Below are 12164 nucleotides of genomic sequence, written 5' to 3' on the forward strand. Positions count from 1 at the left end.
TACGGTTTGATGAGGGGAAACTGAAACAGAAAAGGGATGGCAAAGCCACCCCTAAAGAAAATATAATCTGTTTCAGTTTTCTACTCTACTAAATTAAATAAAAAGTGGGAAAGAGGTGGAAATATGGATGGTTTACAAGAGGTGAAAGGTGATGTTCAGGAAATAAGGCAAGAAATTAAGGACATACGATTAGAGATTAGAAGTTTAGAAATGCGGACAACAGGTAATGAAAAAGACATTATTAATATCAATAAGCAATTAGATAAGATTAGTGCTAATACAACATGGATCTTACGCCTTATTATTGGTGGACTTATTGGAGCGGCCCTTGCCTTCTTCATGAAAGGAGGCGGTATGTAATGATTGAAATTACGGCAATGATTGGGGTTGTTATAGGGCTATCACAAATAGTGAAAACAATTGGACTGCAAACAAAATATATTCCGTTATTTAATTTGACGCTTGGCATTACGCTAGGCGCTTTATTTTTGTCCCAAGATATCAAAATGAATATATTTCAAGGAATTATTATCGGATTGTCAGCAAGCGGATTATTTGATCATACAAAAATTATAAAAAAGGATGCTAATAGGAAATGAAAAAGAAATACAAACATATTTTATCCATAGTTGTTGCTATGATTTTAGTAGTATCAATTGGAACCAACGCATTTGCTGATAGAATTCTACGTATTCCTGAGTTACCTAACCAACCTTACCGTTACGGTGTTGGTGCTTATGAAGGTGTTGTGGCACATTCTACAGCTACCCCTGAGGCACCAGCAATTAATATTCAAAAATATGAGTCTCGTACATGGTGTTCAGCATTTGTTCACTATGCAGTTGATTGGAATGAAAAGATTCAAATTGCATCTACAAAATATCAGGCATGGGGCGCAGGTCCAGCAGCAAATGCAAGATTCGTTCATGTTGAACTGTGTGAGACAAGTGATTCATTGAAATTCAAACGTTCTTATGAACGATATGTAGAGTTAATCGGAGAAATCTTGCGAGAACGAAATATTCATCCTTCTAATGGCTTATGGACACATAAGGATGTTACTTATAAATTAGGTGGGACAGATCATGAGGACCCTCTTGATTATCTACGTAGTCATGGTGTAACTGAGGCTGAATTTCGGGCGGATGTGCTAAATGCCTATAACAGTGATTCAGTTACGGTTGATGCTAAACTACAACAGTCAAATAATTTACCTAGCACAGTGGAGGCAAATGGTGTTGTATATATTGAGGGATACAATGTAAACCTTCGTTCTGGACCATCAATTGAGAATAACGTCATTCGTAAACTACAAAAGGGAGAGACATATAAAGTAGGTAGGAAAGTAGGAAACTGGTTGGATCTTGGAGGTAATCAATGGATTTATTATGATTCCTCATACATTCGTTACAATGGAACGGATGCTTCTACTGTAGCTGGTAAAAGGGTTATTTCTAAAGTGGACAATCTACGTTTCTATGAATCTCCATCTTGGCAGGATAAAGATGTTGCTGGTTCTGTAGATGCAGGATTAGGATTCACGATTGAAGCGAAAGTAACTGTTAATGGATCGTCACAATATAAAGTTCATAATAGCAAAGGAGAAACATACTATGTAACAGCAAATGAAGCTTTTGTGTATGTGAAGTAAAATAAGAGCTGTCCTTAATTGGGCAGCTCTTATTTTTTATAGGTTAAAGGGGGACACTTGGAATATGTGGATCAGCTGGATATCTTGCAAATTCCCGATGAAGCGCTGTATTTCCTTGCTGAATCACCCCCGCAAAGTTAATGCCCCATATGTTTATTTTGACGGTGAACCCAGGGTCGCCCGGTGTAAAAGATCGCCCGGAGTCGTCACCGTTGCGTAATTCATCGTCCAAACCTCCGTCGTTAACTAGTTCTCAGAGATATCCATAGGAAGGATATACAACACCATCACAAGTATCTTGGTAATTTTATACCGCTATCGTTACAGTTTGAGGTTCGTCTGTTTGATGTGAAGTAACTTGAATGAAGTCCGTATCCCCGCATTACGGAATAAAGGGCCTGATGTATACGTTTGTTAGCGAGGCTCACAATGACATTCAAAGTCGCATTTTTTACGCTTTTTCCGGTAGCACTTATGTGACCGATTGTAATAATGGTTTGACATATTAAGCATGTACCTTCTTTTTAGTACATGCTATGCGAAGAATGGAAGATAAAGGGAAAAGATATTCTCAAAAAAGCTCAAAGATGTGTAGAAATAGATCATAATTTAGAAGGGATAAGGAAAAATTGTTTAATGCAGTCTAACAATGATACGAAATATGGAGATCAGTTAGGCGAGGTTGAGGGAAGATTAAGAATTGTTTCCAGTATGATTAAAGAACTAGAAAATGAAGTGTCAGAAAAGAAAAGTTCAACATTGGAAGAGTTGGTTCGTCAAGTTCAAGAGCATGTATTGGAGAAGAATGATGAAATAATCTGTCCGGTTTGTGGTGCTGATCATAAAACAAATCAAGCATTCAAGTTATCTATTACAGAGAAAATTAATGTTTTTAATGAAAAATTAACTGAATTAGAAAAGAAATTAGTTGAATCAAAAACTAATGAAAGTAAATATAAAGAAGAAATTCGATTAATAAAATTTAAAAAGAAAAAGGCAAATAGTGAAATTTATGAAAGTAAAAAATATGAGGAAGCTTTGAGATTAGATAAGGAAAAATTAATTGCGGAGGTTCCACAAATAAATCTATATTTAGCCAATAAAGATTTAAGTAATGTAAATAAAGTGTATAAACAAACAGAGGGATTTTTATCTGAGTATCAACTTTCTTTTGGTATGTTGAAGTCCTTAGTGGAAAATGAAGGCATTGTATTAGAATTGGAAAATGCTATGTTGTTACAAAAGAGGGTATTGGAAGAAATTAAGAATTCGGCTCGACACTGGGGGAATATTTGGATTTAGAAGAAAAAGAAATCAATCAAAAAATACAAAAAATCGATGATTATATTATTAAGGAAAAAGAAGAAAGCTTACGTTTGAATCAAAAGAAACTAGAATTAAAGGGAGAAATTATTTAATTAGATGAGAAATGGGAAAGAAGGATAAGAAAAATAAACGATTTTCAAAAAGAGGATGAAGCTTTTACAGGTGAGATAGAAAAGTTAGATAAGATAAAAGAAAAAATAAATAAAAGAATCACAATTTTGATTGAAACAGAAAGAGATTTGAGAATCCAACTTGCTAAAATACATAGTTTTTTACAAGATGATTAGATAACAGTGTTAAAAAAGGAAAGGGACAGTATTAAAGCTGAAGTAGAATAAAAAGAAAAGGATTTAAAGAGATATGAGAACTTTTTAAATAAAGAATTAGTAGCTTTAAAAGAAGCTTATAAACTTGTAAATAGTGAGTTAATATGTGAATATTTATCGCAACATAGTGACTATATAAATCAACTGTTTATGCAAATTAATCCACATACAGTATATAGATATGTTCAGCTTGTACTACAAGAGAACAACCTTTATGTTATAATGACGAAAAATCGTGAGGATGTAAAGAATATTTATGATCTAGATGAACAAGAATTAAAACATCAATTTAGTGCAAGTCTAGCATTTAGTTTTGGACAGTCAACTGTACTGGCATTGTGTATCTTTTTAGCGTTAAACCGTTCTCAAAAATGGACTGAATTAAAATTTTTAGGAATAGATGACTCTTTTCAAAATTTAGATGATATCAATATATTTTCTGTCATTGATGTTATAAGCCAAATCGTTTCTCTACAAAGGAAACAATTGTTAATTAGTACGCATAATGAGGACTTTGCAAATCTTATAAGATTGAAAATGGGTCTAGAACCGGAAAGAATAGGGAATATTACTTTCCATGCATATGATGATGAAGGAGCATCTGTTCAAGGGAATTGTGTTGTGAAAAATGAAGTAGAGTATGAATTTGTTGAGTGGGATGAATTTGAACCTGAGATTATAATGTTAGATAGAAAAGGTGATGAACGGTATAATTAAATTTTAAAGGTGTTAAACTTATCTGAACAATTTTTCTGGGAAGAAAGATTTCAATATAGTACATTGAAAATTAAAAATAATTGCGATTAAAAAAGAGGCTAATTTATGAATAAAAGTGTGCTACAAATCATAAGTAGTACACTTTTATTTAGTTTGAGATAAGTATAGGTTTTAATTATATATTTCAGAATTTTTTATCATTTCCCTCACCCGATACACAATGTTTTCGTTATCATTTAGGATGTATTGAGGCTGATTATAAAAAACTATATGAATTGTATCCCTTCAGTATGGAACCATTGACTATCTGCTAATGTTCGATACATAGCGGATTGCCAAGAGTTTTTATGCTGCATTTCTCTACTTGTTGCTAAGCTCTCTAACGTAGAGCATACTGATTCAGAACCAGCTTGCTCAAAGAGAGAAGTTAACATATAACGCATGTTTTGTAATTCTACCGCGGCATGTGCGCTATATAGAGGAGCTAATTTAAAAGTTTCAAAGTGATTTTCTACCCGTTTTGAAAGGAGTTTATCCCAATGATCTGGCGGACATACTTTGAAAATTAGTGTAATAGGATTATTTCTAGTTATTTCAGCATATAACCATCTGTCATCTTCAATATTATCAAAATAGGGATGTATAGTTTCTTCTTCACCCGAAGAAGGGATACCATCGAGTTTAATAGTGTTGCAGTCTTTGCAAGAAGGAACTAAATTTATTGGAACCACAGAAAGAGCTGGATATTCAGTTTTTGGTAAATGGTGATCTATAGTAGTCACTATTCGTTGACCACATAGAGGACAAATACCATGTGGAGGAGCGCTAAGTAATTTGTCATATAGTGGGCGACCAGGCGACGTTTTAGGAACCATCCTACTCGTATAAACCTTATTCATTTCTTCTTTTGAAATCAACCCATTAATGATTTTTTCAGGTACTATGGTGTGAAGTTGTGCATTTATTACTTTTTTTTCAAATTCATCTGCAGCCTTAACTATTACAGTTGCACATGATTCAAGATTCTTTTTTAAAACTTCATCACGTACTTTACTAATACAAAGGCGATATGTCGCGTCTGCTTTTTCTGTAGGTTTACTTAATTTTCTCATATTTTTAGTCTTCTTTCTTTTTCATGGTAGCAAATAAAACTCTGATAATAGCTTGAGCTTCCATTCCGAGCTCACCATTAAAATGTGCTATTACAGATTCTGTATCAATATATTCCATGACAGCGTCTTTAAGTAGTTTGTGGAAACCAGAATCTGTAACTTCGAGACCAAATATTTCTTTTGTTAGGGTTCCTATGTTTTCTCCGAAAGATTCAATTTCTAATCTTTCTGCAATAGCTTCAGCACCATTTCTTCTCAATTTCCAGACGCAACTTCTAGGCACCTCTTGTAAGACTACTGGTGAATGAGTTGCTATTATTGCTACGCCGTTCCTCTTTATTAATAAGTTGGATAAAGCTCGTGTGAAAGCAGATAATAAAGGTGGGTGGAGATGTCCTTCTGGTTCATCTAGTAGCACTAGTGTACGCTCTTCAACGCTTTCTACTAATCTGGTAATGGTTAATAGTACAATTTTGTGACCAGAGCTGAGTTTTTCAAAAAGTATAGAGGCTGTTTTTTCTAAATCTTGTTCATCTTTACAACGAACAAGACTTTCTACCCCTATTTCTTTAAAAATAGGATCGGTTTCTAGCATTTGTACAGCTTGTATCCATCTAATAACCTTTGCACTCATAATACAAGCTTTTACACTGTTAACGAATTCTGTATTTAAATCTTTATAGCTTTTGGGCATTTGATCTTCATTTTCTATTTTAGGCTTTTTTAATCCAATATAAGAGTATTGAATGCCTTCTGCTTTGTTTTTCCGTTCTTCTAATGGTTCTGAAGAATCAAATGCACTAAAAGTCACTGAAACTACACTAGCAAATAAATCTTGGGATTCTTCCGTTAAAGTAGATGAAAAGGCTCCCACTTCTGTTTCTTGAGCATTACTATCTATTAAAGATTTAATCATGTTATTTAGTAAATGTGTTTTTCCAACGCCGTTTCTACCAATTAATATATGTACATTAGTTGGTGGACTTGACTCGGGAGTCACTTGAAAATCCAGTTTCATAGGTGGAGTTGATTGTTTTTGGTTTTGTTGTGCACTATATGTAAACTGGTACTTTGTTAGTGTAGCATCTCCATTTGCAAGTCTTCGGAATTGTCCAGTTACAGATGTTCGTGTAACATTCCTTAATAATGAAACGTTTGTAACGTTTTCGTGACGGGCTTTTTGGAATAGCTCTGTATTAAGGGCGACATCTTGTAACCGAGTCAAAACTTGATATCGAAGGTCTTCACCCAAATTGTTAAGTCCTTGGTAAAAACTAACATCTTGTCCTAAAGAAAAAAAACGGTTATCCAGTACATCAAAAGATGGTGGGATGTCAGGGCGTCGTTGTCCTTCTCGCATATCGAATTGTCCTATCTTTACCCCGCCTAAAGAATATTGTTTTCCTGTGGAATCAACAAAAACTAATTCATATAGGGTGCTGAATTCAAACCAATCATCCCAATTATCTTCAATTAAATAGAATATTGAGTGGGGTTCTGATGGACAATTAAATCCAACTTCCTTTACTTCAAACCACATTTAATTCACCTCTAGAAAATATTAACATATTACCATCTATTATAGAAAAGTATTCTTATTTTTTATACAAAAAGAAGAATTTATTTGCTTCTGAAAGTGAAAGGTATTGCGCGGATTTTTATTGAAGAAAACAATATAAATCAAGAAAGGTATTTATATAATGAAATTAAAATTTATGTTTTATCAAAGAGTCGTCTTAACCGAATGCTAAACGACTCTTTGATTTGAAGGATTAAAATTAACAATTGGGTAAGGTGCGTGTTGTTTTGTTACTTTGTATATCTTTTATTATTTTCCAAAACATAGATGGGGCATAGGTGTCTGTTCTAGTACCATATTTTGTATCCTTAGTTAGTTTTTTTGATCTTAAAAAATAACAAACACGTTTAGAACGTGAAACACAAACAAAAAATAACCGTGTTTCTTCTTCTAATTCAGAAGGATTATCGTTATTTAGGCTACGGTAGGAAGGGAAAATTGTATGCTCCATACCTAACATAATAACAACTTCAAATTCTAAGCCTTTTGAGCTATGTCTTGTTGACAAAGTAACTTGATTGTTTGGTTTTCTTATATGTGCAAATTTTTCTACATCATAATCAGAGTATGTTCCATCTTTAGTGAGTTGTAAGAGTTCTTCAAGATTATTAACTTCATCAGGGTATATATCCGAGGCTGCTAATATTTCCAATAATTTGAGCCCAGTGGTTATATGATATAACCATCTATAGAGATTTTCTTTATAGTGCATACTTTTAGTTAATATATTTAAAAATTCAATTCTTTTCTTATGTTTCATTTGATTATCTAGTTCGTTATTATGCTTCGTTAATAAATTAATCCAAAAGTTAAAAAGTTCATTAAAAGAAGCTTTTCTTCGGTCTGTTATCCATAATGCACAATCTTCTAGCCACTTGACTATATCACTTCGATCAAATTCAAATTTTGAAACATAGTATGGTAGTCCTTCATCTTCAAAATATAAACTAAGTTCTGTAACATCTTTGTTTTCTTTTACTAAAACACAAATTTCTTCATATGGAATACCATCTTCTATACACCGTGGTATTATATCCTGTACTACTTTTTCATACTGTTCATTTAATTCTTTTTCGCAAGTTATGAGATTGAATGCTGCATCTTTATCAAAAAATTTTTGGGGGCTGTAAGTACCTAAATCTCTATCTAAAACTGTAAGGAAAGCTTCAACTATATCTTTATGACTACGGTAGTTATTCTTCAATATAATTGGTTCCATTCTGGAATCTTTAAAAAGTTCATTTAAATACTTAGGATTGCCGCCACCGAAGCTATAAATAGATTGGTCTGGATCACCTACTGCAAAGATTTTTATATTAGTGTGATTTAGAAGTGTTAATACCATCTCGTGTAAAGGTCTACCTAAATCCTGATACTCGTCTATTAAAATCCATGGGAATTTTGCTTCAAGGCATTTCCGTACATAAGGCTGATTTTGTATTAATAATGTTGCAAATTTTACTATACTTGTAAAATCTACTTTCCCCAATTGAAGTAATCTTTTTTCGTATTCCCTAGCAACTAACGAGACATCCCTATTTATTGGAGTTTCTATACGACTTACACCTTCAATTTGTAGGGCGCGTTCTTTATTCATCATGGTAATAGAAATTCTTTTCTTAGTAGCTTCTAAATGTTCTAGAACATCTTTGAACAATTGTTTTTGGTCTGCTTTAGAGATTATTTTCAGAGGTAAAGGTATATCGTATTTATATAAATGTGCATACGGTGTAATAACCTCTGCTATACAGAATGCATGTACAGTTCCTAGAAAGACATTTTTTCTCTCTCTTAGACCAAGTTCCTTTAATCTCGATTGAAATTCTTTTGCTGCTTCTTTGTTATAAGTGATGCATGCTAAGCCTCTTGGAAATTTGATTTTTTCATTTAGTAGTTGCATAAGTTTCAACGTTAAAACGCTAGTTTTCCCACTTCCTGGTCCGGCTTTCACAACAGTGCTTTTATTGGATAGAAAAGCTGCATTTTGATAAGGGTCATCTTGTATTTGAGAGCGTTTTTCTTCAAATAAACTCATCATCTAGAACCAACTTTTGTATAGATTTCTTTAATAGCATTTTCTATATAAGTTGGTATATGTTTTTTTGTACATACTGTTGATAGACGTTGAGCGAATCGTCCTTTACCAACTTTATTAGAACTGTTTTCAATTTTTCTTAGACAGCTCCAATAATCCTGGGCGTTTAAATCTTGTTTAAAGTTTTCTTTCTGTTGATCTCCACCGATAGTTAAATCATTAAAAGTAGAGCATAAAATTCCAAAGGCTTCTTCATATTCTTTGATTTTCTCTTCATCTTCATCTTCATCTTCATCTTCATCTACTTTAATAGCATCCATAATATCTACTTCCATAGTATAAAAGCCGATAAAGCAACCATGTTGAGCGAAGAGCTCCAATTCATCCTCAGTGAATTCAGGAGTATAGTCTATTTCAATTTTGTTTGTTTCTTTTAATAAATCACTTATGATCTCATGTCCAAGGAAACCGTAATCAGCAACGTCTTCATCTAATACATGATGATATGTACGTTCTGTACCATTTAATTGATAGAAATCTCCATCTGTAATTAATACGTAAGGAATAGAAAGTTGTTCCAAGAATTTTACATAAGGAGTAAAATCTGTCGAATTTATGTTGCATACGATAATTCCTTTTAAATCCAATGGATATCCAAGTAATTCTGCGAATCTTGGTATTAAATATTCTTCTGCGATACCTTCAACTAATATAACGCCTTTTCCAAAGTACAGTTCACCACGTTTTACATCTAAGTACCTTTTTATATCTTGTTGTTCTTTTTCGGATAATTCTAGGTTAGCAGTTGAATAAATTTTACTCCCACTTTGTGAAGTTGATTGTACATGTACTATAGAATTAAGTGGAGCAACTGATGTAATATGTGGTGAATGAGTTGTTAACAATACTGATGTGTTACCTTGAATGACATCTTTATAAATGATTCGCTGCATTGCTGGGTGTAAGTGTGCTTCGGGCTCTTCGATGGCAAGTATTGTGAAACCATCTGAAGAAGGGTTATTAGTATTTAAAAAATTATATAAATCCGTATATTGCTGTTTTTCTATAGGTTTGCTTAAAAGGTAATTTCCCTTTTCATTTTGAGTATAGCACTGTGGTAAAATTTCGCTATGTTCCTCAGATATTAATTTTTCATATTTTTCTTTTTTTAAGAAAGTGGGGACAGTTTTGTCCGACAAAGATAGTAAAATTAAAGAAATATATAAAATGTTATTTAATCCTAAGCTTGTGTCACTAGTAGGTCTTTTATTTGTTTCTCCAACCATTAATTTTAATGTGTTTAAAATTCGTGTTGGATGGATGTCTAGAGTATTTAAGGAGATACTTGAATCTGGTTGTACACCGATAATTTTTGAGAATTTATTGTTAATTCCATTTGTCAAATCTTGAATTTCATCAATAGTTAAAATTTCATCGCTTTTTTCTTTAATATTTTTAGATATTGTTTCTAATTCTGTTTTTGAAATATCATATTGTTTTAATAAATTATTAATTGGAGAACGACGTGTATTCTTCATCTCATGTTCAACATCTCTTATGGCGTTAATCACTTTGAGATTAAGAAATTTCCTGTGTACATGAGTGAAAGGAATTTGTTTCTCAGGGTTACCTTGAAGAATTTCGTAATCATATTCGTTAGTGATTTGATTAGGAAAATACTTATATGTAAATCTTAATGTATACGGTTCTTTGTAAACTGTCGCATCTTCGAATAGGGCAAGTAGATTGTTATTATGTTCATAACCCTGGATCTCGATCATTATCTCCACTATCTCTCCAGATTCCATAGGTTTATTTAGACCATCGAAAAAATCTGTTTCATTTAGATAGCGATCTTCATCAGATAGCTGGGGGTCTAGAATTATTTGTAGTGCTCTTAAAAAGTTGGTTTTACCGACATTATTTTCTCCAATGATTATTTGCTTATGGCTTAATTCTACGGTTTCATCCTTGAAATTTCGGAAGTTTTTAATTCTTACTTTTGATATGAATGGGCTCTGTTGTTGAATCATTTTGGCTCTTCCTTTCGATATGATATATTATGAAATTTACATACATTATATCATTGGTTAAATAATCCATGTAATTAATAGTAAAAAGAAAAGAACCAATTTCATTGGTTCTTTTGTATGTATTGTTTAACTAATGATCCATTGCCGGTCAAACAATAACCTCTATTTTATAATTTAATGTTATTTATGATAATAAAAGAATGTCCTAATCCTACTTAACAAGCATATTACTTATATACTCTTCTACAGTTTCTAATAGAAAGGAATATAGTTCTTTGTTCTTTTTTTTAATTCTAAATTTTTTTCTTGCTTGTTTTAAGGAAAATGTATCATGAATTATATAATTTCTTAGCTGTGTAAGTATTTTGGCATTGGTAATATTTTTGAATTCTATATAATTATCGAGTTTGCCCTGTAAATCTAGGATAGTGTTTACTTTTCCTTTTTTTTTATATTCGCTTATATTGTCATGCAAAGAGTAAATGTTTTTTAAGAATTGTTCCACAAGAGAATACAATTCAATTGTCAATGCAGCATATTTTCTATCTTTTCGTTGAGTATAAAGGATTTTTAAGTTCTCGTCTGAAATCAATTGTATATTTCTTTTTTTTTCTTTCTGGGTCTTTTCGATGATTTGTTCGTACTCCATTTTAATTAGTTGTACTTCAAGTAGTGCCTCACATTTTAGTTCTTCTACTCGTTTCTTTTTTTGCATCAATATTTCCCCATTTCTATATAGGTTTTGGCTATAAAATGTGTCTTAACTTAGTGTAGAATCGTCCGCTTTCATTTGGAAAATTCTAAAAGGGTACTTCAGTATGCCGTTGGAATATTGGTAATATTTTTTTTTAGCTAATTAATGACTAGTATAATCACATCACTCCTTTGATTTATTATCTATTAAAAGCAGAAAAGGACGAACGAGAAGAGCATGTATACTTACTTAAGTTTTCAACAAGGAACAAGATGAAGTCACTGCGAATTGGTATTCTGAGCGAAACTTCATAAAAAAGGCTTATTCCATTAGGTTTATACCTAAAAGGAACTTCGCACCACTTGTACAAACGAACGTTTGTAGAGCTTCTAGGTGCACGCATTTTATTTCCCTATTGAATTTCTTAAATAAATAAACATGTCTGCTCATTCGTCCTTGTTTATGACGAAAGCTATTTAATCATTTTTATATCTATTCAAGTCTTAAATACTGCAATGAGGATAATTTAATAGCTAACAAGCTCGAGTTATCTGTTAAATCAAAACGAAAAGACCAATATTTTCGTTTTGCCTTGTATTGCATAAAGGTTAGTACAGGATTCTAATTTAAGACTAATCTAATTTTATCAGTAACGAATCTTTTTTACAATTAGTTTACTCCGTTAGTTGAA

At 32.3% G+C, this 12164-nt stretch carries 11 protein-coding genes; 6 read left to right on the top strand and 5 right to left on the bottom strand.

What is annotated here, in order from left to right:
* The first annotated feature begins 123 nt into the window (after positions 1-123).
* The 6 genes from MR115_RS27030 (at position 124) to MR115_RS27050 (ending at position 4020) form a co-directional block, all read left to right on the top strand.
* A complete protein-coding gene (locus MR115_RS27030) occupies positions 124-360 on the top strand; it encodes a hemolysin XhlA family protein (protein WP_242243340.1) in 237 nt (78 codons plus the stop codon).
* Positions 360-599, top strand: coding sequence for a holin (locus tag MR115_RS27035; protein ID WP_242243341.1), 240 nt, complete (start codon positions 360-362; stop codon positions 597-599). The genes MR115_RS27030 and MR115_RS27035 overlap by 1 nt, the downstream gene beginning before the upstream one ends.
* Positions 596-1651 carry an N-acetylmuramoyl-L-alanine amidase gene (locus tag MR115_RS27040; RefSeq protein ID WP_242243342.1) on the top strand — a complete coding sequence of 352 codons (1056 nt, stop codon included), beginning with the start codon at positions 596-598 and terminating at the stop codon, positions 1649-1651. The genes MR115_RS27035 and MR115_RS27040 overlap by 4 nt, the downstream gene beginning before the upstream one ends.
* Positions 1652-2287: 636 nt before the next feature.
* Entirely contained in the window at positions 2288-2953 is a 666-nt protein-coding gene (locus MR115_RS27045; protein WP_242243343.1) for a hypothetical protein, read from the top strand.
* Positions 2944-3069, top strand: a complete 126-nt coding sequence (locus MR115_RS29920) for a hypothetical protein (RefSeq protein WP_255864110.1) — start codon at positions 2944-2946, stop codon at positions 3067-3069. The genes MR115_RS27045 and MR115_RS29920 overlap by 10 nt, the downstream gene beginning before the upstream one ends.
* 384 nt (positions 3070-3453) lie before the next feature.
* Entirely contained in the window at positions 3454-4020 is a 567-nt protein-coding gene (locus MR115_RS27050) for a hypothetical protein (protein WP_242243344.1), read from the top strand.
* 266 nt (positions 4021-4286) lie between these two features.
* On the opposite strand, the gene MR115_RS27055 is transcribed toward MR115_RS27050, so the two are convergent.
* The 5 genes from MR115_RS27055 to MR115_RS27075 form a co-directional block, all read right to left on the bottom strand.
* The gene (locus MR115_RS27055; RefSeq protein ID WP_242243345.1) at positions 4287-5132 is read right to left on the bottom strand and encodes an HNH endonuclease; all 846 of its coding nucleotides are present in this window, start codon (positions 5130-5132) and stop codon (positions 4287-4289) included.
* A gap of 4 nt (positions 5133-5136) precedes the next feature.
* Positions 5137-6672 (bottom strand): AAA family ATPase, encoded by a 1536-nt coding sequence (locus MR115_RS27060; RefSeq protein WP_242243346.1) that lies wholly within the window; start codon positions 6670-6672, stop codon positions 5137-5139.
* A 238-nt stretch (positions 6673-6910) separates the two neighbouring features.
* Positions 6911-8749 (bottom strand): ATP-dependent helicase, encoded by a 1839-nt coding sequence (locus tag MR115_RS27065; protein ID WP_242243347.1) that lies wholly within the window; start codon positions 8747-8749, stop codon positions 6911-6913.
* Positions 8746-10779, bottom strand: coding sequence for an ATP-dependent nuclease (locus MR115_RS27070; protein WP_242243348.1), 2034 nt, complete (start codon positions 10777-10779; stop codon positions 8746-8748). The genes MR115_RS27065 and MR115_RS27070 overlap by 4 nt, the downstream gene beginning before the upstream one ends.
* 211 nt (positions 10780-10990) lie before the next feature.
* On the bottom strand, positions 10991-11494 hold the full coding sequence (locus MR115_RS27075; protein WP_242243349.1) for a nucleoside-diphosphate sugar epimerase: 504 nt from the start codon (positions 11492-11494) through the stop codon (positions 10991-10993).
* Between the last annotated feature and the right edge of the window lie 670 nt (positions 11495-12164).

Source organism: Bacillus cereus group sp. BfR-BA-01309, assembly GCF_022664315.1.
Taxonomy (GTDB): domain Bacteria; phylum Bacillota; class Bacilli; order Bacillales; family Bacillaceae_G; genus Bacillus_A; species Bacillus_A mobilis.

What these genes read in the sequence shown, in the direction of transcription:
- MR115_RS27030 (WP_242243340.1), top strand. Translation starts at nt 124, where the DNA reads ATGGATGGTTTACAAGAGGTGAAAGGTGATGTTCAGGAAATAAGGCAA.
- MR115_RS27035 (WP_242243341.1), top strand. Translation starts at nt 360, where the DNA reads ATGATTGAAATTACGGCAATGATTGGGGTTGTTATAGGGCTATCACAA.
- MR115_RS27040 (WP_242243342.1), top strand. Translation starts at nt 596, where the DNA reads ATGAAAAAGAAATACAAACATATTTTATCCATAGTTGTTGCTATGATT.
- MR115_RS27045 (WP_242243343.1), top strand. Translation starts at nt 2,288, where the DNA reads ATGCAGTCTAACAATGATACGAAATATGGAGATCAGTTAGGCGAGGTT.
- MR115_RS27050 (WP_242243344.1), top strand. Translation starts at nt 3,454, where the DNA reads ATGCAAATTAATCCACATACAGTATATAGATATGTTCAGCTTGTACTA.
- MR115_RS27055 (WP_242243345.1), bottom strand. Translation starts at nt 5,132, where the DNA reads ATGAGAAAATTAAGTAAACCTACAGAAAAAGCAGACGCGACATATCGC.
- MR115_RS27060 (WP_242243346.1), bottom strand. Translation starts at nt 6,672, where the DNA reads ATGTGGTTTGAAGTAAAGGAAGTTGGATTTAATTGTCCATCAGAACCC.
- MR115_RS27065 (WP_242243347.1), bottom strand. Translation starts at nt 8,749, where the DNA reads ATGATGAGTTTATTTGAAGAAAAACGCTCTCAAATACAAGATGACCCT.
- MR115_RS27070 (WP_242243348.1), bottom strand. Translation starts at nt 10,779, where the DNA reads ATGATTCAACAACAGAGCCCATTCATATCAAAAGTAAGAATTAAAAAC.
- MR115_RS27075 (WP_242243349.1), bottom strand. Translation starts at nt 11,494, where the DNA reads ATGCAAAAAAAGAAACGAGTAGAAGAACTAAAATGTGAGGCACTACTT.